17 protein-coding genes are annotated in these 20,152 nt (G+C 65.0%); 11 read left to right on the plus strand and 6 right to left on the minus strand.

Annotation, left to right across the window (positions count from 1 at the left end):
- The first annotated feature begins 142 nt into the window (after positions 1-142).
- Together RAD15_RS21020 and RAD15_RS21025 are read left to right on the plus strand one after the other, a co-directional pair.
- Positions 143-1,057: an alpha/beta fold hydrolase gene (locus RAD15_RS21020; RefSeq protein WP_458180065.1), complete on the plus strand. Its 915-nt coding sequence runs from the start codon at positions 143-145 to the stop codon at positions 1,055-1,057.
- 127 nt (positions 1,058-1,184) lie between these two features.
- Complete coding sequence (locus RAD15_RS21025; RefSeq protein ID WP_458180066.1) at positions 1,185-1,649, plus strand: nuclear transport factor 2 family protein; 465 nt, start codon at positions 1,185-1,187, stop codon at positions 1,647-1,649.
- A 140-nt stretch (positions 1,650-1,789) separates the two neighbouring features.
- Here the strand turns inward: RAD15_RS21025 and RAD15_RS21030 are convergent, their stop codons facing one another.
- From RAD15_RS21030 to RAD15_RS21055, 6 genes are all read right to left on the minus strand, one after another.
- On the minus strand, positions 1,790-2,464 hold the full coding sequence (locus RAD15_RS21030; RefSeq protein ID WP_458180067.1) for a spermidine synthase: 675 nt from the start codon (positions 2,462-2,464) through the stop codon (positions 1,790-1,792).
- 30 nt (positions 2,465-2,494) lie between these two features.
- The gene (locus tag RAD15_RS21035) at positions 2,495-5,731 is read right to left on the minus strand and encodes a bifunctional cytochrome P450/NADPH--P450 reductase (protein ID WP_458180068.1); all 3,237 of its coding nucleotides are present in this window, start codon (positions 5,729-5,731) and stop codon (positions 2,495-2,497) included.
- A gap of 62 nt (positions 5,732-5,793) precedes the next feature.
- Complete coding sequence (locus RAD15_RS21040) at positions 5,794-6,789, minus strand: alpha/beta fold hydrolase (RefSeq protein WP_458180070.1); 996 nt, start codon at positions 6,787-6,789, stop codon at positions 5,794-5,796.
- Positions 6,790-6,799: 10 nt separating this feature from the next.
- A complete protein-coding gene (locus tag RAD15_RS21045) occupies positions 6,800-8,350 on the minus strand; it encodes a wax ester/triacylglycerol synthase family O-acyltransferase (RefSeq protein ID WP_458180072.1) in 1,551 nt (516 codons plus the stop codon).
- A 46-nt stretch (positions 8,351-8,396) separates the two neighbouring features.
- Positions 8,397-9,197 (minus strand): esterase/lipase family protein, encoded by an 801-nt coding sequence (locus tag RAD15_RS21050; RefSeq protein WP_458180073.1) that lies wholly within the window; start codon positions 9,195-9,197, stop codon positions 8,397-8,399.
- The gene (locus RAD15_RS21055) at positions 9,197-9,454 is read right to left on the minus strand and encodes a DUF6489 family protein (RefSeq protein WP_458180075.1); all 258 of its coding nucleotides are present in this window, start codon (positions 9,452-9,454) and stop codon (positions 9,197-9,199) included. Before RAD15_RS21055 ends, RAD15_RS21050 begins: the two co-directional genes overlap by 1 nt.
- A 367-nt stretch (positions 9,455-9,821) precedes the next feature.
- On the opposite strand from RAD15_RS21055, the gene RAD15_RS21060 reads away from it, so the two are divergent.
- The 9 genes from RAD15_RS21060 to RAD15_RS21100 all read left to right on the plus strand — a co-directional run bounded on the left by RAD15_RS21060 (position 9,822) and on the right by RAD15_RS21100 (position 20,149).
- Positions 9,822-11,420: an ABC transporter substrate-binding protein gene (locus RAD15_RS21060; protein ID WP_458180076.1), complete on the plus strand. Its 1,599-nt coding sequence runs from the start codon at positions 9,822-9,824 to the stop codon at positions 11,418-11,420.
- Between the two features lie 101 nt (positions 11,421-11,521).
- Positions 11,522-12,502 (plus strand): ABC transporter permease, encoded by a 981-nt coding sequence (locus RAD15_RS21065; RefSeq protein WP_458180077.1) that lies wholly within the window; start codon positions 11,522-11,524, stop codon positions 12,500-12,502.
- 1 nt (position 12,503) lies between these two features.
- On the plus strand, positions 12,504-13,466 hold the full coding sequence (locus tag RAD15_RS21070; protein ID WP_458180078.1) for an ABC transporter permease: 963 nt from the start codon (positions 12,504-12,506) through the stop codon (positions 13,464-13,466).
- Positions 13,467-13,494: 28 nt separating this feature from the next.
- Positions 13,495-14,481: an ABC transporter ATP-binding protein gene (locus RAD15_RS21075; RefSeq protein ID WP_458180079.1), complete on the plus strand. Its 987-nt coding sequence runs from the start codon at positions 13,495-13,497 to the stop codon at positions 14,479-14,481.
- On the plus strand, positions 14,478-15,467 hold the full coding sequence (locus RAD15_RS21080; protein ID WP_458180080.1) for an ABC transporter ATP-binding protein: 990 nt from the start codon (positions 14,478-14,480) through the stop codon (positions 15,465-15,467). Before RAD15_RS21075 ends, RAD15_RS21080 begins: the two co-directional genes overlap by 4 nt.
- Before the next feature lie 88 nt (positions 15,468-15,555).
- Positions 15,556-17,361: a gamma-glutamyltransferase family protein gene (locus tag RAD15_RS21085; protein ID WP_458180081.1), complete on the plus strand. Its 1,806-nt coding sequence runs from the start codon at positions 15,556-15,558 to the stop codon at positions 17,359-17,361.
- A gap of 9 nt (positions 17,362-17,370) precedes the next feature.
- Positions 17,371-18,081 (plus strand): DUF1028 domain-containing protein, encoded by a 711-nt coding sequence (locus RAD15_RS21090; protein WP_458180082.1) that lies wholly within the window; start codon positions 17,371-17,373, stop codon positions 18,079-18,081.
- Positions 18,078-19,067, plus strand: a complete 990-nt coding sequence (locus tag RAD15_RS21095) for an ABC transporter ATP-binding protein (protein ID WP_458180083.1) — start codon at positions 18,078-18,080, stop codon at positions 19,065-19,067. Before RAD15_RS21090 ends, RAD15_RS21095 begins: the two co-directional genes overlap by 4 nt.
- Complete coding sequence (locus tag RAD15_RS21100; RefSeq protein ID WP_458180084.1) at positions 19,067-20,149, plus strand: ABC transporter ATP-binding protein; 1,083 nt, start codon at positions 19,067-19,069, stop codon at positions 20,147-20,149. The genes RAD15_RS21095 and RAD15_RS21100 overlap by 1 nt, the downstream gene beginning before the upstream one ends.
- Positions 20,150-20,152: the final 3 nt, after the last annotated feature.

Raw genomic sequence — 20,152 nt, forward strand, 5'->3', positions numbered from 1 at the left:
CGATGCCCTTCTTTTTTCGCCATACCACACCGTTGCGCCGTGCCGGTCAACCGGCAAGCAGCGGTGCAGTTTCGCGCGCGACTTCATTGCGACGGGAAACCGTGCGATACAGCATTGGTCAAACGCATGAGGGAACGCGCCCGTGAACGCCCATCAGCCGCCCCAGACCGTCCACGCCAATGGCATCGACATCTGCTACGAGATCTTCGGCAACGACAACGCCGAGCCGCTGCTGCTGATCATGGGACTCGGGGCGCAGATGATTCACTGGGACGATGCGTTCTGCGAGCAGCTTGCCGCGCGCGGCTTTCGCGTGATCCGCTTCGACAATCGCGACATCGGCAGGTCGAGCCATCTGACGGGGGGCAAGCGGCTGACGCCGCTCGAGCTGCTGAAGCTGCGCTTCCTCAAGATTCCCGTGGCCGCAACCTACAAGCTGATCGACATGGCCAGGGATACAATCGGGCTGATGGATGCGCTCGGCATCAAGTCGGCGCATCTGGTCGGCGCCTCCATGGGCGGAATGATCGCGCAGGAGGTGACGCTGTCGTTCCCGCAGCGCGTGCGCTCGTTGACCTCGATCATGTCGACGACGGGCAATCCACGCGTGCCGCCGCCGACCCGCGAGGCCGCCGCGATGCTGATGGCGCCGCCGCCACGCAGCAAGGAGGAGTTCATCGTCCGCTTCGGCCAGACCTGGAAGGTGCTGCGCGCCGGATCCTTTCCGGAAGAGGAAGCGCTCGACCCTGATCGTGCCGAGCGCGTGTTCGCGCGCGGCCTCAATCCGGCCGGCGTCGGCCGGCAGCTCCGCGCCGTGCTCGCCTCCGGCAGCCGCAAGGAGCGGCTGCATGGCGTGAAGACGCCGACGCTCGTCGTTCACGGCACCGTCGATCCGCTGGTCCATCTCGAAGGCGGCAAGGACACGGCAGCGTCGATTCCCGGCGCCAGGCTGTTGATGATCGAGGGCATGGGCCACGCGCTGCCGATGCGCTTCTGGCCCGAGATCATCGGCGCCATCGACAAGCACGCGCATGGGGCGGCGGCGCAGGCGGCCTAGACCGACGCAGCCAGTCTCCTCGCGGTGACCATGTGAGCCGCCGGTTACTGTCTTAACGCGGGCCGGCGCGAAAGCTATACAGGCCTCCCTCGATCACAAAAAGAGGCTGCGGCCTCTCGGAGCTCACATGCATCTCATCGTCCGGTCGGTCGCAATGATCGCCGCTTCGGTTCTCACGTTGTCCCTCGCCACCGGCGCCGCGATGGCCGGCACCGCGCAGGAAGAAGCCAATCGCAAGACGGTGCTTGCCTTCTACGAGAAGGGTCTCAATCAGAAGGACGCCGATGCGGCCATCGCCTATTTCGGCGACCGCTACGTCCAGCACAATCCAAATGCCGCCGATGGTCCGGACGGCTTCCGGAAGTTCATCGGCTTCCTCCGTGAAAAGTTTCCGAACTCGCATAGCGAGATCAAGCGCAGCTTCGCGGACGGCGACTTTGTCATCCTGCACGTTCACTCCGTTCGCGAGCCCGGCAGCAAGGGCCGCGCGATCGTGGATATCTTCAAGCTGGAAAACGGCAAGATCGTCGAACACTGGGACGTCGTTCAGGAGATCCCCGAAAATCCGGCGAACGGCAACACGATGTTCTGATCTCACAGCTGCGTAGGGTGGGCAAAGGCGCGCGCTCTTCGCGCGCCGTGCCCACCATCCATTCGCAATGAGGATGAAAATGGTGGGCACGCTTCCGCCTTCGCTCTTCGAGCTACGGCGGACAAGTCGCTTTGCCCGCCCTACGGCTTCTTCGCCATCCAGATCACGTGGCGCGCGCCACCGCCTCGGCCGGTGGCGCGAACGTTGACCTCGTTGACCGCGAAGCCGGCGGTCCGAAGGCGCCTGGTAAATGCCGGGTTCGGTCCCGACGACCAGACGGCAAGCACCCCTCCCGGCCGCAGCGCAGTCTTCGCCGCCTGCAATCCGCTTGCATTGTAGAGGGCATCATTGCCCTTCCGGGTCAGCCCCTCCGGCCCGTTGTCGACGTCGAGAAGAATGGCGTCAAAGGCCGACCGCTGCGCCCGGATGGTTTCACCGACGTCGGTCTCCCGGATGCTCACCCTGGAATCATCGAGGCTATCGCCAAAGACCTCCGTCATCGGGCCCCGCGCCCAGACGACGACCGCCGGCACGAGCTCGGAGACGACGATCTTCGCCTTGGCTCCGAGCACGGCAAGCGCCGCGCGCAGCGTAAAGCCCATGCCGAGTCCGCCGATGAGGACGACCGGCTTTGCGACCGTCTCGATCTGCTTCGCCGCAAGCGTCGCGAGCGCGGCTTCCGAGCCCGACAGGCGATTGTTCATCAGCTCGTTGGTGCCGAGCTTGATGGAGAACTCCTTGCCCCGCCGCATCAGGCGGAGCTCTTCGTCGGAGCCGGGGATTTTGGCGGTGTCGATCTTTTCCCAGGGAATCATGGAAGTGCTTTAGCACGATTGGGCCGGCGGTCACCCGCCCGCCCAGACGTCCAGCACATACCGGTTCTTCGTCCCCATCTCCTCGATCCACCGCGCACTGGCCGCGGCATCGCTACCGCTCTTCTCGCGATGAATTGCAACCAGCGCCGCCTTCACGTCGGGCTCCATCTTGCCACCGTCGCCGCAAACATAGATGATCGCGCCCTGCTCGATCAGCGGCCACACCTTGTCCTTCTGCGCGGCGAGCACATGCTGCACATAGGTCTTCGGGCCATCGGCGCGCGAGAACGCAGTGAAGAACTCCGTGACGCCGCCTGCGGCAAGCGCCTTCAGCTCGTCCGCGTAGAGAAAATCCTGGTCGGGATGACGGCAACCGAAGAACAGCATGGCCGGGCCGAGCGCAGCGCCCTTGGCCTTGCGCGCGGCGCGCTCCTGGAGGAAGCCGCGGAACGGCGCCAATCCCGTGCCCGGGCCGATCATGATGATCGGCACAGATGAATCGTCCGGGAGGCGGAAGCCGGCCTTGGTCTCACGCACGGTGGCGTAGACCGTATCGCCTGCACGCCGGTTGGCGAGATAGTTCGAGCAGATGCCCTTGTACGTGCCGCGCCCGGAAGCCGCCGGCCCTTCGACCACGCCGACCGTGACGCTGCAACGCGCGGGGTCGACCGACGGCGAGGAGGAGATCGAGTAATAGCGCGGCGCCAGCAGCGAGAGCGTCTCGAGATAGACGTGGAACGGTAATTCGCAGGCCGGATGTTCGAGCAGCAGATCGAACACCGATTTGCGCCGGGCCAATATCTCGCTGCGGTAACGCTCGAGCGTTTCAGGCTCCTCGCCGACAAAGGCCAGCAGCTTCGGCTTGGTCACCGGGCAACGGGTGTGCTCGGCCATGATCTGGATCTGCTTCCGCGTCGCGACCTGCTGCAGTTCGACGAACTCGCTGAGCAGGCGTCCGACCGACACGGCATTGCCGACCGGCAATTGCGCCCGGCGGCCCTCTGCGACCTGAAGCCTGATCTGGTCGGCCGGCAGGAAGCCGAAGCGGCGGGCAACCGAATCCACCAGCGTCGGATCGTTGCGCGGGACCACGCTCAGATGATCGCCAACACGGTACGTGATGTTGGACGGCAGCTGCACCTCGATATGGCGCGTCGAACGTTCCGATGGATTGGCGCCGGACTTGTTCTGAAGCTCGTCATTGGCCAGCACCTTCATCGCCACTGCGCCGCCCTGCGTGACGATGGTGTTGACGGCGGTCACCGCCACCGGCTCGATCGCGTAGAGCGGATCGTCCTCTGCCGTGCGGGTGAAATTCCAGTCGATGCCGAATTCCTTGGTTGCGACCTGGGCGGCCGCCGGGAACCATTTCTGGAACTGGCCGTCGAGGTCGCTGCGCGCGTCGCCTTCGCCGCGCGGATACACTGCCCGCGCGCCGTGCTTGGACAATTGCTCGTCGATGAACCGCGGCACCGACTGATAGGTCGCGGCCCAGTCGCTATTGCCGCAGCCGAACACGGCGTAGCGCACGCCGGAAAAGGCGTCCTTCGGCAGGTCATCCCCGAGCCATTTGACGAACTGCGTCGCATTGTCCGGCGGCGCGCCGTTATAGGAGGCGCAGATGATCAGCACGCCACCCTCCTGCGGCAGCTTTCCGACGTAATCGTCGAGCGGCCCGAGATGCACGGCAAAGCCGTTGATCTCGGCGAGGTCCGCCATGCGCGTCGCCAGCTCCTCGGCGGTGCCGAGATTGGAGCCGTAAAGCACCAGCATCGGCGTGTTGTGGCCGGGCCGCGCGGTTGGCTGGCGCGGCGCCTTCGGAGCGGAAGCCGCAACCGCGACAGGCCCGCCATACTCACTGCGCTCGCGATCGGCGCGTGGACGCACCTTGATCTTGAAGCCTTCCGGCTTCATCGTCAGCGTTTCCTTCAGATGCATCTGGTAGCGTTGGTGATCGATCAGCTTGAAACGCTGGAGGATCATGCCGAGCGCGAGTGCGGCCTCGTGCATGGCAAAGCCCCGGCCGATACAGGCGCGCTGGCCGTTGCCGAATGGCTTCCAGGCATTGATCGGCCGTTTTGCCTCCGCCTCGCGGCTGAAATTCTCGGGGTCGAAAGCGTCGGGGTTGGGACCCCAGACGCTGGGATCGCGATGTAGCGCCGTCACCAGGATGGTAGTGAACGTGCCCTTCCTGAGCTTGTACTTGCCGCCCCCGAGGGTCTCGTCGTTCAGTGGCGAGATGCCATAGGCCGGCGCCGGCGGCCACAGCCGCAGCGCCTCTTTCAGGATCTGCGTGATGTAGGTGAGCTGCGTCACCTGCTGGTAGGTCGGCTTCGCATTGACATCGGGGCCGAAGACGCGGTCGACCTCGTCATAGGCTTTCTTGAGGATATCCGGGTGCTTGAGCAGCGCATAGAGCGTGTAGGAGAGCAGGCCGCTGGTGGTCTCGTGGCCTGCGATCAGGAACGTGTTGATCTGGTAGCGGATGTTGACGTCGTCGAGCTGCTCGCCGGTCGAGCGGTCAACGCCGGTCATCATCGCGGCCAGCATGTCCTTCTTGTCGTCGGTCCCCTCCGCGCTCTTGCGGCGTTCGGCGATGATCTCGTCGACCATCTTGTTCATGAAGGCGACGTCTTCGGCCAGCGTCTTGCGCCGCTTCTGCATCCAGAGCTGCTCGAGCGGCAGGCCGCGCGTCATCATGATGGTTTCGAGCGAGCGCACCAGCGACTCGACGAAGGGATGGTAGTCGCGCCGGTAGAACGAATTGAAACGGTACTCGAAGCCGCACAGGCCGATCGTATCAAGCGTCAGCGCGGTCATGTCGTGGACGACGTCGATCTCGTCGTCGGCGTTGAGCCGCTCCCATTTGTTGACGAGCTGCTCGGCGATGTCGACCATGCTCGGGTGATAGGATTGCATGGCGCGGTTGCCGAACGGCTGGAGCAGGATGTTGTGCGCCTTGCTCCAGTTCGGCTCGCGGGTATCCGCCGTGAACAGGCCGTCACCGCCGACCGCACGCACGCGTCGCAAGGCGCCGCGCACCGTCTTGTCGAAGCGTTTCTCGTCGGAGAGCTCGTCGACGAGATCGTGGCCGGAGACGACGACGATGGGCGAGCCCATCATGTCGAGCCAGAAGATCGGGCCCAGCTCCTTCGCAAGCCGCGTCAGATGCTGAACGGGGGCGGCCGAGTCCAGCGACAGCATGTTGCCGACCACCGGCTTGGTCGGCGGGTGCGGGATCGGGTCCAGACGGTTCTTGGCTGACATTAAATGCGTATCCCCCTGCTTCGGTCAGTCGGTTCGTCATCGCGCGAACTCGCCATGACGAGCTAGCCAAACCGCCTTCTACGCCATTCGATCAGCTTGGCGCTGACCTCCTCCGGCTTCTCCTGCTGCGTCCAATGGCCGCTGTCCTTCACGAGATATTTCTCGAGATCGGCGATCAGCTTCTCCATGCCGTCGGCAGCCGAGGGCGGCAGCACGGCATCGTTCTCCGCCATGATCATCAGTGACGGCACGTGGACGTGATGATCCAGCCCTTTCGACCGCTCCCAATTGCGGGTGAAATTGCGATACCAGTTGATGCCGCCGGTGAAGCCGGTGTTCGTGAAGGTGTCGACGAACACCTTCTTCTCCTCGGCCGACAGGATTGGCGTGCGCGGATCGACCTTGGCGTCGTAGGCCGCGATCATCTGCGGGAAGGCCAGATTGGTCTTTGACGAGGCGCCGACACCCGCGATGGGCGGCTCGTCCGGTTTCGCCGCCGGCCGCGCCAACGGCTTGCGCATGAAGGCGTCGAACGTCTGCTCGACGCGGCTGCCAAAAATCTTGTCCGGTTCGCGCGCGGGATCCTGGAACTGGACGATGTACATCTGGTCGCCGAAGCGCTGGCGGAACAGCGCAATGGGATCGATCGGCGCGCGGTCCCAATGCGGCGTGTTGACGCCGACGACGCCGGCCACGCGCGAAGGGTGTCGCAGCGGCATCTGCCAGACGACGAAGCCGCCCCAGTCATGGCCGACGAAGATCGCCTTCTCGATGTTGAGGTGATCGAGCAGACCGACGAGATCGCCGGTCAGATGCTCCATGTCATAATCCTCGACCGGCTCGGGCCGGTCGGTCGCGCCATAGCCGCGCTGGTCCGGCGCGATCACACGGATGCCGGCCTCGCTCAGTGCCTTGATCTGGTGGCGCCACGAGAAGGCGAGCTCGGGCCAGCCGTGGCACAGCACGATTGGCGGCTTGTCATCGACCGGGCCCGCCTCGTAATAGCCCATGCGGATTCCGTTCGTCTGCGCGAACTTGAGCGGCGGCATTTCAATCATCACGGGATTCCTATTCCGCGGCGCCCTTGATGTCGGCCGCCGGCGGCGCATAGGCCGCCTCCAGCGCGGCAAACTCCTCCGGCAGCATGTCGCACATCACCTGCACGTGCGGAATGATGTTGGCGCCGACGATGAAACCGAAATCGAGCTGGTCGCGATAGCTCTGCACGGTGATGTTGAGCGCCTGCCCGTGCGTCGAGATCGACACCGGGAAGATGTGCAGCAGCTCGGCGCCGGCGGCGTAGAGCGTCTGCCGCGGTCCCGGCACATTGGACACGGTGATGTTGGCGGCCGGCGGCAGCACGTCGGACAGGTTGGAGCGGCTGTAGAGCAGCGCCAGGATCTGCACCATGATCGGCGCGCCCAGCATCGAGATGTTGGAGACCTGCGGCATCAGGGCGCGCAGCGGGTGCGACATCTCCTTGGACTTGGTCGACTGCGCGATGATCGCCTCCAGCCGCGCCTTGGGATCGTCGATATTGGTCGCGATCGCGCAGATCATGCCGAACACCTGGTTGTTCGCCTCGGTGTTGCCCTCCTCGCGCAGCGAGATCGGCACGGCGGCGGTCAAGGATTTTGCCGGCAGCGTGCTGTATTGCTGCAGGTAGCGGCGGACCACGCCGGAGGCGAGCGCGAGCACCACGTCGTTGAGCTTGCCGCCGGCCTGCTTGGCCAACGCCTTGGATCGCGACAGCGAAATCGACACGCCGGCAAAACTACGTTCGGACGAGATCGTCTTGTTGAGCATGGTCGGCGGCGACACCATGCTGGCAAGGCTCTCGCGCGATTTGGGATCTGCGACCTTGCCGAGCACGTCGGACACGCTCTTGAGCACGGTCGGGATGTTGCCGGCAAAGCGCACTGCGCTCTCGATCTGGTACATCGCATTGTCGAACAGGATCGAGCCGATGTCGCTCTTGCCGGTGCGCGGCAGTTGCAAATTCTTCGCGGCGGCCGACGCGTCGAGCGGCTGGCTGAAGAGCTGCTGATAGGAATCCAGCAGGTTCGCTGCGATGTCGCGCGGCTCCTGTCCGGGCTTGGCTCCTGCCGCCGGCGGATCGACCTGCCGCGGGATCGGCGAGATATCGTAGATCATGTTGGTCAGCGCCGCACCGGCGCCGCCGTCGATGGCGGCATGATGCATCTTGGAGTAAAGGCCAACCTCGTTGTCCTTCATGCCCTCGAACACGTAGAACTCCCAGAGCGGGCGGGCGCGGTTCAACAGCTTGGCATGCATCCAGCCGACGATGCGCTCGAGCGTGGCGCGGTCGCGCGGCTGCGGCAGGCTGGCGCGGAAGATGTGACGGTCGATGTCGAACTGATCGTCCTCGACCCAGGAGGGATGATCGATGTCGAGCGGCGCCTTTTCCAACCGCGCCTTCAGGATCGGCGCGATGTGCAGGCGCGAGACGATCATCGCCTTGAAGTCTTCGAAGAAGTCGCCCTTGTAGTCGTCGGGCAGGCGAAAGATCGCCATGCTCCCGACATGCATCGGCATTTCCGGCGTTTCCAGATACAAAAACGATGCGTCCAGCGACGACAGCTTCTTACCGTCAGCCATAGTTCCCTCCCGAGTATTTGACGGGCGCCTTGGGCGGCGCTTCTCGTCAGGCCGATACTGCCTGTTCCGGCGGGGCATATGCAATGGCAAACGGCCCTGCCCGGTCAAATGGCCAGAATTCCCCCTCCGGTTGCGCCAGGCGGTCGGCCACCGCCCACAGCGCCGCAGGGTTAACGCCAAGCCCGATATGGCTCGCCAGGTGCACCTCGATGTTCTCGGCGCGGTCGGAGGGACGGAGCAGACAGGTCCGCCAGTTCACGACACCGTCGGCACGCGAATAGATCGACGTCGCCGGCACCGGAAGATCGCCGGCAATCGCCTCGCGCGCTTCCGCGAAATCCTCGACACGCTCACCGGACAGCGCTTCGTAGAGCCGCGTCGCGTTGGTCGCCCGTATGTCGTTGGCAAAGGGGCTGCCGAGCGTAATGACATAACGGACCATCTCCGGCGCCTGGAGCGCGAGGTCGCGGGCATAGACGCCGCCGAGACTCCATCCGACCAGGCTGACCTTGCGTCCGCTCGCGGCATGGATCTCGGCGAGGCGGGCGCGCAGGGATTCCCGCATCCGTCCGAGGCCGCCGAGATTGCGGCCCATTCGCCAGGCATGAGCCTCATAGCCGAGCTCGCTGAGATAGCGCCGCATCGGCGCCATCGAGAGGTCGCTGGCGAGGAAGCCCGGCAGCGCCAGCACCGGATGGCCGTCGCCCCTGGGGGCGCGCATCAGCAACGACGACAGCAGGAGGCTGGCATTGAACTCGAATAGGCCGCGGGCTTCGGCGAGCAGCAGGCCGAGGCCAGGCGGACGAAGCCCGCCTGACGCCTGCCGCCCGTCCGGCCCGGGCGACATTATTTCTTCTTGTCGCTGCTGCGCGTGCCGCCAAGGCCGGCCATCGTGACGAACATGTCCTGAAACCGCTCGGCTATCTTCGGATCGAAGGTGAACCAGCTCTGGATCAGCGATTCCGGCGAGACCTTCTCGATGTTGGACATCATCTGCTGCTGCAGCTTGTCCATCACGGCGTTCTGCATCGGCATCACGTCGGGCAACCCGAAGAACTGGCGGGCCTCGAGGGGGGTACAGTCGATTTCGATGTTAACTTTCATGTCCCCTCCGGATGAGATTCGAGCGGCGCCACACAGTATCGCCGCGACACGGCGTGCAACGCAAGCGACCTGAGGCTAGCGGCCGGGCCCCGGTTTCCACGATCGGCAGGTATGGTCAACCAAAAGGTCTCGCCGGGTCGCCTGCGAGGCCTTTCGACGTTTATTCCCGACGCCGGTCGAAAGTCGAATATCGCCCGCGGACCTTCCGCCCTCAAATTGTTGGTCAGCATTGCTGCACAGCAGTGCAACTTGGCGCGTTCCTTGCTGGAATGGCGCTTGCACGGGTCGAGAACTCTGGGCAACATGGATCGATCAGCCCCGCCGAACAATCAAAAATCACGGTGCGGGCGAGTGGAGAGGGTCAAGAATGTCAGTCGGACGAAGTCTGTTTGCGGCGACGCTCGCCGGTGCGCTTGCGTTGGCGGTCTCGCCGGCGTCGAGCCAGACGCTGCGCTACGCCAATCAGGGTGAGTTGAAGTCGCTCGACCCCTACACACTGAACGAGTCGACCACCAGCGCCCATCTCGGCCATGTCTATGAGGGCTTGGTCGCCCGCGGCAAGGACCTGAAGATCATCCCGGCGCTCGCCGAAAGCTGGGAGACGCCGGAGCCGACACGCTGGCGCTTCCACCTGCGCAAAGGCGTGAAGTTCCACAACGGCGACCCCTTCACCGCTGACGACGTGGTGTTCTCGGCCGAGCGCGTGCGAGCGAAAGGCTCGAATTTCCAGAGTCGCGTTCCCGCCGATGCCAAGGTCGTCAAGATCGACGATTACACCGTCGATTTCGTCCTGACCTCGCCCAATCCCATCCTGACGGCGCTTTGGGCGACCTGGTACATCATGGACAAGAAATGGGCAGAGGCGAACGATGCGGTGGCACCGACGCCCGCAGCCGCGACGACCCCGAGCTACGCCTCGCTGCATGAAAACGGCACCGGCGCCTTCACCATCGAGAGCCATCAGCCGGGCGTGAAGACCGTCTACAAGGCCAACCCGAACTGGTGGCGCAAGCCGGAACATAATCTGAAGGAGATCGTCTTCACACCGATCGCAAACCCGGCCACGCGTGTCGCGGCGCTGTTGTCGGGCGAGGTCGACGTGATCGAGCCGGTTCCGGTCCAGGACATCGAGCGCGTCAAAGCGAGCCCCAACGCCACCGTGCTGACGGGACCCGAGCTCCGCACAATCTTCGTCGGCATGGATCAGGCGCGCGACGAGCTCCTCTATTCCAACATCAAGGGCAAGAACCCGTTCAAGGACGTTCGCGTCCGCGAAGCCATCTACCGGGCGATCGACGTCGACCTGATCAAGAATCGCGTGATGCGCGGTCTCTCCACGCCGTCCGCTTTGATGGTCGCACCAGAGATCTTTACCGCGAAGGACTTCACCCGACCGAAATTCGATCCCGACGCCGCCAAGAAGCTTCTGGCGGATGCTGGCTATGCGGACGGCTTCGAGGTGACGATGGACTGCCCGAACGATCGTTACGTCAATGACGCCGCGATCTGCCAGGCCATCGTCGGTATGCTCGCCCGCATCAACATCAAGGTGGATTTGCTGGCGCAACCCAAGGCCCAGTATTTCGCCAAGGTGTTGAAGCCCGGCGGCTACAAAACCTCGCTGTTCATGCTGGGCTGGACCCCGGATACGCTCGACTCCCAGAACGTGCTGCACGACATCATGGGCTGCCGGGATGATCCCAAGGATCCCAACCGCGGCGAAGCCAATCTCGCCGGCTATTGCAGCAAGCAGTTCGACGATCTCGCCGACAAGGTTCTCCTTGAGTCCGATACGGCCAAGCGCGATCAACTGATCAAGCAGGCTTTCGAGGTGTCGATGAAGGATTGGGCCTATGTCCCGCTGCACCAGCAGGCCCTCGCCTGGGGCGTGTCAAAGAAGGTGAAGCTGACCCAGCGCGCGGACAACCAGGTCCTGCTGTATTGGGCGACCAAGCAGGACGAGTAGGTATCGACAAGTTGTGAAGTCCCGGAAGCCATGACTTCCGGGACTTGCCGTTTCGGGCTAACGCGATGATGCGTGCTGCTGAAGAGATGTGAAAGGAACAGATGCTCGCTTTCACACTGCGCCGGGCCATCCAGGCCATCGGCGTTATGATCGCCGTCGGCGTCATCGCGTTCTCGATGTTTCGCTTCGCCGGCGATCCCGTGAACCAGATGGTCGGGATGGACACGTCGGGCGCCGAGCGCGCCGCGATCCGCAAATCCCTCGGCCTCGACGATCCCGTGATCGTCCAGTTCGGCCGCTATGTCGGCAATGCCGCGCAATTCAAGTTCGGCGTGTCCTACCAGTTCCGCTTGCCCGTCACCAATCTGCTGATCGAGCGTATGCCCGCGACCCTGGAGCTCGCGATCTGCGCCACCATCTTCGCGATGGTCAGCGGCATCCTGATGGGTGTCTATTCGGCGCTGCGCCGTGACAGCTGGCTCGCGCATGTCTTCCAGGCGGTCTCGCTGATCGGCATCTCGCTGCCGACCTTCCTGATCGGCGTTCTCATGATCTACCTGTTCTCGGTGACGCTTGGCTGGCTGCCCTCGTTCGGCCGCGGCGACGTCGTGCATATCGGCTGGTGGACAACGGGGCTCCTGACGCTGTCAGGCCTGAAGGCGCTGATCATGCCCTCGATCACGCTCGGCCTGTTCCAGATGACGCTGATCATGCGGCTGGTGCGGGCCGAAATGCTCGAGGTCATGCGCACCGACTACATCCGCTTTGCCCGCGCACGCGGCCTGACCACGCGGGCGATCCATTTCGGTCACGCGTTGCGCAACACGCTGGTTCCCGTAATCACCGTGGCGGGCTTGCAGTTTGGCTCGGTCATTGCTTTCGCGATCATCACCGAGACCGTGTTCCAGTGGCCGGGCATGGGGCTCCTGTTCGTGCAGGCCGTCCAGAACGTCGATATCCCGATCATGGCGGCCTACCTGATGATGGTGTCCCTGATCTTCGTCACCATCAATCTCGTGGTTGATATCCTCTACACCATCGTCGATCCGCGGCTGCGCTCGACGGTCAGCCGGGCGCACTGACATGAGCGAGGCCGTCGTTCCCCACGCAACCGAGAAGCGCGCCGCCATCTCACCCGGCTGGTTCAAGCGCGCACTCGACAGCGACCTGTTCTATTCGTTCCGCCGCTCCAAGATCACGATGATCGCGGCGGGCGTAACGTTGCTGTTCTTCCTGGTCGCGATCTTCGCCTCGGTGCTGTCGGTACAAAATCCGTTCGACCCGGCACAGCTCCAACTGATGAATTCGCGCATCTCGCCGCTCTGGACCGCCGACGGCCAGAGCCCGTTCCTGCTCGGCACCGACGAGCAAGGCCGCGACGTGCTGTCCGCAATCCTCTATGGCCTGCGAATCTCGCTGCTCGTCGGCGTGCTGGGCGTGGTGCTGTCCGGCGCAATCGGCATCCTGCTCGGATTGACGGCCGGCTATTTCGGCGGCGCCGTCGACGGGCTGATCATGCGCATCGCCGACGTGCAGCTTTCCTTTCCGGCCATCCTGATCGCGCTGCTGATCAACGGCATCGCCAAATCGGTCTTTGGCAACAAGCTCGACGAGATGAGCATGTTGGCGGTCCTGGTCTTCGCGATCGGCCTGAGTTTCTGGGTGCAGTACGCGCGCACGGTACGCGGCTCGGTCCTGGTCGAGAAGAACAAGGATTATGTCGCGGCCGCGCAATTGATTGGCCTGCCTGCTCCCGTGATCATGCTGCGCCACGTTCTGCCGAACACCACGGGGCCGATTCTCGTGATCGCCACCATCAACCTCGCGCTCGCCATCATCACCGAGGCAACGCTGTCCTTCCTGGGCTCGGGCATGCCCGAGACCATGCCATCGCTTGGCACGCTGATCCGCATCGGCAACGGCTATCTGTTCGCAGGCGAATGGTGGATCGTCGCCTTCCCCGGAATAGCACTGGCGGCACTGATCTTGTCGATCAACCTGCTCGGCGACTGGCTGCGCGATGCGCTCAACCCGAAACTTCGATGAGCAAAACTTCGATGAAAACGCGCCGCCCATGACCGAACCAGTTCTCTCCGTGCGCAATCTTCAGGTGGAGTTCGCCTCACGTCGCGGCACGCTGCGCGCCATCGACGGCGTCTCCTTCGATATCGCCAAGGGCGAGGTGCTGGGCGTCGTTGGCGAATCCGGTGCCGGCAAATCCGTCACCGGGCTCTCGGTGATCGGCCTGATTGATCCACCCGGCCGCATCGCCGGCGGCGAGATCCGTCTTGCGGGCCTGCGCATCGACAACCTGCCGCCGGAGGAGATGCGCCGCATCCGCGGCAAGCGCATCGGCATGATCTTCCAGGATCCCCTCACCTCGCTCAATCCGCTCTACAAGGTCGGCGACCAGATCGTCGAGACGATCCGGACCCATCTCAATCTGTCCGAGACAGCCGCGCGCCGCCGCGCCATCGACCTGCTCGCCGAGGTCGGCATTCCTGCGCCCGAAAAACGCATCGACGGCTATCCCCACGAATTCTCCGGCGGCATGCGCCAGCGCGTGGTGATTGCGCTGGCGATCTGCGCCGAGCCTGAGCTGATCATCGCGGATGAACCGACCACCGCGCTCGACGTTTCCGTGCAGGCGCAGATCATCTCGTTGATCAAGCGGCTCGGCCGCGACCACGGCACCGCCGTGATGCTGGTGACCCACGACATGGGCGTGATCGCCGAGACCTCGGACCGCGTAGCCGTGATGTATGCCGGCCGTGTCGCCGAGATCGGCCCGGTGCAGGACGTCGTGAAGAATCCGCTGCATCCCTACGCCAAGGGCCTGATGGGCGCGATCCCAACGCTGGCCGGCGACGACAAGCGGCTGGTGCAGATCCCGGGCTCGATGCCGCGGCTGTCGGCGATCCCGCCCGGCTGCTCGTTCAATCCGCGCTGCGCGTTCGCGTTCGACCGCTGTCGCGTCGATCGGCCGGAGCCGCTGGCGCGCGGCGCGCAATCGGTCGCCTGCCATCTCTATGACGACGTGCCGGCGGAGAGCGCGGCATGAGCGCCCCCTTCGTCCAGGCGACAAATCTGCGTCGCGTTTTCGACGTCTCAAAACCCTGGCTCAACCGCGTGCTCGAGGGCGGGCACCTCGAATATCTCAAGGCCGTCGATCACGTCACCTTCGACATCAGGAAGGGCGAGACGTTTGCGCTGGTCGGCGAGTCCGGCTCGGGCAAGACCACGGTGGCACGCATGGTCGTCGGCCTGTTGCCGCCAAGCTCCGGCGATGTGCTGATCGACGGCGTCTCGATGACGGACCCGCGGCAGGCGCCGGCGCGCCGGAAGTTGCGCCGCCGCATCCAGATGATCTTCCAGGACCCCTATGCGAGCCTGAACCCGCGTTTCCGCGTCGATGCCATCATTTCCGAGCCGATCCGCGCCTTCGACCTGATCCAGGGTGAGCGCGACATCCAGGCGCGCGTCGGCGAGTTGCTCAGCCTCGTCGGCCTGCATCCCGACGACCGCCTGAAGTTTCCGCACGAATTCTCCGGCGGCCAGCGCCAGCGCATTGCGATTGCGCGAGCGCTGGCCTCCGACGCCGAATTCATCGTCTGCGACGAGCCGACCTCGGCGCTCGACGTCTCCGTGCAGGCGCAGATCCTCAACCTGATGCGCGATCTCCAGGACAAGTTCGGCCTGACCTACATGTTCATCAGCCACAACCTCGCCGTGGTCCGCCACATGGCGAGCCGCGTCGGCGTGATGTATCTCGGCCGCATTGTCGAGATCGCGGAGGGGCGCGAATTGTTCGCCCGCCCGCGCATGCCCTACACCAAGATGTTATTGGGCGCCGTGCCTGATCTCGCCATGAGCGGCCGCCAGCGCATTCCTGTCAAAGGCGAGATCCCTAACCCGATCAATCCGCCGCCCGGCTGCGCCTTCAACCCGCGCTGTCCGCTGGCGTTCGATCTCTGCCGCAAGGAGGCCCCGGAACTGATCGACGGCGTCGCCTGCCACGCAGTCAACACCGCGCCGGTCCCGGCGTGACGCGCGCGTGCCATGCGGTCTGTGCATTTGGCATCCCTGCATCGACTGTGATCAATTGCGCGCGCCACAACTGAGGTAGCGAAATCCGATGGCCAGCAACGTCAATCCCGATCCCTTCACGACGCGTCCCGAGATCGAGGGCACGTTCGGCGTCGTCGCCACCACACACTGGATCGCGACCGCCGTTGGCATGGCCATCCTCGAAAAAGGCGGCAACGCCTTCGATGCCGGCGTCGCCACCGCCTTCACGCTCCAGGTGGTCGAGCCGCATCTGAACGGCCCCGGCGGCGACGTGCCCATCATCGTCCATGACGTGAAGCGCGGCCGCACCGAAGTGATCTGCGGCCAGGGTCCGGCCCCGGCGCGCGCCACCATCGCGCATTACAAGAGCGAAGGCCTCGACATGGTGCCCGGCACCGGTCTGCTCGCGGCCTGCGTGCCCGGCACTTTCGAATCCTGGATGATGCTGCTGCGCGACTACGGCACCATGCGCGTGCGCGACGTGCTGGAGCCCGCGATCTCCTACGCCCGCGACGGCTATCCGCTGGTCGAGCGCGCCTGCGCGACGATCCAGACCGTCGAGCAACTGTTCCGCAAGCACTGGCCGACCTCGGCTGCGGTCTATCTTCCGAACGGCGAGGTGCCTAGGCCCGGCACGCTGTTCACCAACAAAACGCTGGCCGCGACCTACACCCGGATCCTCAACGAAGCCGAGAGCGGAGGCGGCGGCCGAGACGCCGAGATCGAGCGTGCGCGCAAGTCGTGGTCGCAAGGCTTCGTTGCAGAGGCCATCGACAAGTTCTGCCGGACCCAGGAGGTGATGGACGTCAGCGGCTCCCCGCATCGCGGTGTGCTCTCGGCCGACGACATGGCGCGCTGGCAGCCGACCATCGAGGCGCCGCTCACCTACGACTATGGCCGCTATACCGTCTGCAAGGCCGGGGTCTGGAGCCAGGGTCCGGTGACGCTGCAGCAGCTCGCGCTGCTGAAGGGCTTTGCGCTCGACGGGCTCGATCCGACCGGCCCGGAGTTCATCCATCTCCAGATCGAATGCGCAAAACTCGCCTTCGCCGACCGCGAAAAATTCTACGGCGATCCGAAGTTCAGCGAGATCCCGATCGCGACCCTGCTCTCGGATGCCTACAACGACGAGCGGCGCAAGCTCGTCACCGACAAGGCGTCGCTCGACTTCATCCCCGGCTCCGTCGAGGGCTTTGGCGGCATCGTCAAGCTGCGCCGCGCCGAGGGCCAGCGCGAGGCGGTTGGCGCGCTCGGCGCCGGCGAGCCGACGGTGGGGCGCTTCGGCGAAGTGCGCGGCGACACCGTGCATTTCGACATCATCGACAAGGCCGGCAACATGGTGTCCTCGACGCCATCGGGCGGCTGGCTCCAATCTTCGCCGATCATTCCGGAGCTCGGCTTCTGTCTCGGCAGCCGCGCCCAGATGTTCTGGCTGGAGGAAGACCACCCCGCGGCGCTCGCGCCGGGCAAGCGGCCGCGCACGACGCTGTCGCCGACCATGGCGCTGCGCGACGGCGAGCCGTATCTGGCCTGGGGCTCGCCCGGCGGCGATCAGCAGGACCAGTGGATCACGCAGTTCTTCCTGCGCCACGTCCATTGCAATCTCAATCTCCAGGAGTCAATCGACGCGCCGGCCTGGCACTCCGAGCATTTCCCGATCTCGTTCTGGCCGCGCACCGCGCGCCCGGGCGTGCTCGTAGTCGAGAACCGCGTGCCGAAGGCGACGATCGAGAACCTTCGCGAGCGCGGGCATATCGTCGAAGTCGGCCCCGACTGGTCCGAAGGCCGCCTCACCGCGGCCTCGCGCGTCGGGGTGCGCCGCCGCGCTGCCGCCAATCCGCGCGGCATGCAGGGCTACGCCGCGGGACGCTGAAGGCAGCACATGACCTGGTCGATCATCGCGCGAGACCCAGCCACCGGCCAGTTCGGCATTGCGGTAGCGACCCGCTTCTTCGCCGTCGGCGCGCGCGTGCCCTACATCGCGGCCGGCCTCGGCGCCATCGCGACGCAGGCCTTCGTCAATCCCTATTACGGCATCGACGGCGTCAAGCTGCTGCGTGAAGGCCTGAACGTCCATGACGTCCTCGCCACCTTGCTCGCGACCGATGACGGCCGCGAAAGCCGCCAGATCCACATCATGGACGCCAGCGGTGAGATCGCCGCGCATACCGGGCGCGACTGCGTCGACTGGTGCGGACACATTGCCGGCAGCGGCTTCTCGATCGCCGGCAACATGCTCGCCGGCGCCGACGTGCTCGACGAGACGGCGAAGACCTACATCGCCAATGACAGCCTGCCCTTCCCGCGCCGCCTGCTCGCGGCGATGCGGGCGGGCGAAGCCGCCGGCGGCGACAAGCGCGGCAAGCAGTCGGCCGCGCTCCTGATCCACGGCGAGGAGGAATGGCCGGCGCTGGACATTCGCGCCGACGACCATCCCGATCCGCTGGGCGAGCTCGAACGGCTCGAGCGGGTCAGCCACGAGCTCTGGGTGCACTTCCGCCCCTCCATGCCGACGCGGCAGAACCCGTCCGGCAACACCGACCGCAGCGTCATCGACGCCAGCATCGCCGCGGCGCGCGCAAGGCAATCATGAGCGCAAGCCCCCTCATCGAGATCAGCGATCTCCACATCCGCTTCCACGGTGACGATGGCCGCATCACCCACGCGGTCGACAGCGTCGATCTCAGCGTCGCCAATGGCGCGACGCTCGGCCTCGTCGGGGAATCCGGCTGCGGCAAGAGCGTGACCTCGCTGGCGATCATGGGCCTGTTGCCGAAGCAGAGCGCGGAAATATCGGGCGCGATCCGCTTCGACGGTTTTGATCTGCTGAAGGCTCCAGACCAGACCCTGCGTGATCTGCGCGGCAACCGGCTGGCGATGATCTTCCAGGAGCCGATGACCTCGCTCAACCCGAGCTTCACCATCGGCGACCAGATCATCGAGACCATTTTGCGCCACCGCGGCGGCTCGCGGAAGAGCGCGCGCGAGCGGGCGATCGAGCTCTTGCGCCGCGTCCACATCCCCTCGCCCGAGCGACGCATCGACGAATATCCGCACAAGCTCTCCGGCGGCATGCGCCAGCGCGTCATGATCGCGATGGCGCTCGCCTGCGATCCGCGGCTCCTGATCGCGGACGAGCCGACCACGGCGCTCGACGTCACCTTGCAGGCGCAGATCCTGGAGCTGATGCGCGAGTTGAAGGCGGCGAGCGGCGCCGCGATCATCCTGATCACCCACGATCTCGGCGTGGTTGCCGAAGTCTGCGACGAGGTCGCGGTGATGTATGCCGGCGAGATCGTCGAGCGCGCGCCGGTGGACGAAGTGTTCTCTGCACCGCAGCATCCCTACACCGTCGGCCTGCTCGGCTCGATCCCGCGGCTCGACCATCGCGCCGAGCAGCTGGCCACGATCGAGGGCATGGTGCCGAACATGGCGCAGCCGCCCGCCGGCTGCCGCTTCGCCGCGCGCTGCCCGTTCGTGCTGGACGCCTGCACCAGTGCGCCGCCGCCACTTGTCGAAGTCGGTCCCGGCCACCTCTCGCGCTGCATTCGCGCGCCGCTCGAACGCCTGGTGTCGTGATGGCGCTGCTCGAGGTCGAAGGTCTCGTCAAGCATTTCGTCGCCGAGCGCTCGCTGTTCGGCCGGGCGCTGGCGCATGTCAGGGCGGTCGATGGCGTCAGCTTCACTCTCGAAACCGGCAAGACGCTGGCGCTGGTCGGCGAATCCGGTTGCGGCAAGTCCACCGTCAGCCGCCTGGTGCTGCGGCTGATCGAACCGGACGCGGGCAAGATCCGGTTCAACGGACACGATCTGCTCTCCCTCGACGCAGATACGCTCCGCAAATTCCGCCGTGAGGCACAGATCATCTTCCAGGATCCTTACGCCTCGCTCAATCCGCGCATGACCGTCGGCCAGATCCTGACCGAGCCGCTGGCGCTGCACGATCTCGTGCCGCCGGCGCAGCGGCCCGAGCGTGTCGCGGAACTGTTGCGACTGGTCGGGCTGGAACCGCGGCTCGCCCGACGCTATCCGCACGAATTCTCCGGTGGCCAGCGCCAGCGCATTGCGATCGCCCGTGCACTCGCGGTCGAGCCGAAACTCATCATCTGCGACGAGCCGGTCTCGGCGCTCGACGTCTCGATCCGCGCACAGATCCTCAATCTCCTGCGCGAGCTCCAGGACCGGCTGGGCCTCGCCTACATTTTCGTCTCGCATGACCTCGCCGTGGTCAAGCACATCGCCGACCATGTGGCGGTGATGAATCTCGGCCAGATCGTCGAGACGGCGGAGGCAGATGCGCTATTCGCTTCGCCGCGCCACCCCTATAGCCGGGCGCTGCTGTCGGCGATCCCCGTGCCTAAGCCGCGGGCAAAACGCAGCCGGATTGTGCTGCAAGGCGAGATTCCCAGCGCGCTCAATCCGCCCGCCGGATGCCGCTTCCACACCCGCTGCCCCTATGTGATCGAACGCTGCCGCAGTGAAATACCGCAGCTGCTGCCGGATGGCATCGGACATGCAACGGCCTGCCACCGAACGTCGGAATTGCCGTCGTCGGCAGCGATCGTGCCCTCGGACGGCGGCTTTTCGCCGGTCCTGGAAAAATTGGTCGCCGCCTTCTGCGGCAGCCCGGAAGCAGTGCGCGGCGGCGGGGTTAGTTCCTAGGAA

The sequence above is a fragment of the Bradyrhizobium sp. 14AA genome (assembly GCF_054185205.1).

Excerpts from the sequence above, each read along its gene's own strand:
- RAD15_RS21035 (WP_458180068.1), bottom strand. The coding sequence starts at position 5,731 with ATGTCAGCCAAGAACCGTCTGGACCCGATCCCGCACCCGCCGACCAAG.
- RAD15_RS21075 (WP_458180079.1), top strand. The coding sequence starts at position 13,495 with ATGACCGAACCAGTTCTCTCCGTGCGCAATCTTCAGGTGGAGTTCGCC.
- RAD15_RS21065 (WP_458180077.1), top strand. The coding sequence starts at position 11,522 with ATGCTCGCTTTCACACTGCGCCGGGCCATCCAGGCCATCGGCGTTATG.
- RAD15_RS21030 (WP_458180067.1), bottom strand. The coding sequence starts at position 2,464 with ATGATTCCCTGGGAAAAGATCGACACCGCCAAAATCCCCGGCTCCGAC.
- RAD15_RS21095 (WP_458180083.1), top strand. The coding sequence starts at position 18,078 with ATGAGCGCAAGCCCCCTCATCGAGATCAGCGATCTCCACATCCGCTTC.
- RAD15_RS21070 (WP_458180078.1), top strand. The coding sequence starts at position 12,504 with ATGAGCGAGGCCGTCGTTCCCCACGCAACCGAGAAGCGCGCCGCCATC.
- RAD15_RS21040 (WP_458180070.1), bottom strand. The coding sequence starts at position 6,789 with ATGATTGAAATGCCGCCGCTCAAGTTCGCGCAGACGAACGGAATCCGC.
- RAD15_RS21100 (WP_458180084.1), top strand. The coding sequence starts at position 19,067 with ATGGCGCTGCTCGAGGTCGAAGGTCTCGTCAAGCATTTCGTCGCCGAG.
- RAD15_RS21050 (WP_458180073.1), bottom strand. The coding sequence starts at position 9,197 with ATGTCGCCCGGGCCGGACGGGCGGCAGGCGTCAGGCGGGCTTCGTCCG.
- RAD15_RS21060 (WP_458180076.1), top strand. The coding sequence starts at position 9,822 with ATGTCAGTCGGACGAAGTCTGTTTGCGGCGACGCTCGCCGGTGCGCTT.
- RAD15_RS21090 (WP_458180082.1), top strand. The coding sequence starts at position 17,371 with ATGACCTGGTCGATCATCGCGCGAGACCCAGCCACCGGCCAGTTCGGC.
- RAD15_RS21080 (WP_458180080.1), top strand. The coding sequence starts at position 14,478 with ATGAGCGCCCCCTTCGTCCAGGCGACAAATCTGCGTCGCGTTTTCGAC.
- RAD15_RS21025 (WP_458180066.1), top strand. The coding sequence starts at position 1,185 with ATGCATCTCATCGTCCGGTCGGTCGCAATGATCGCCGCTTCGGTTCTC.
- RAD15_RS21055 (WP_458180075.1), bottom strand. The coding sequence starts at position 9,454 with ATGAAAGTTAACATCGAAATCGACTGTACCCCCCTCGAGGCCCGCCAG.
- RAD15_RS21045 (WP_458180072.1), bottom strand. The coding sequence starts at position 8,350 with ATGGCTGACGGTAAGAAGCTGTCGTCGCTGGACGCATCGTTTTTGTAT.
- RAD15_RS21085 (WP_458180081.1), top strand. The coding sequence starts at position 15,556 with ATGGCCAGCAACGTCAATCCCGATCCCTTCACGACGCGTCCCGAGATC.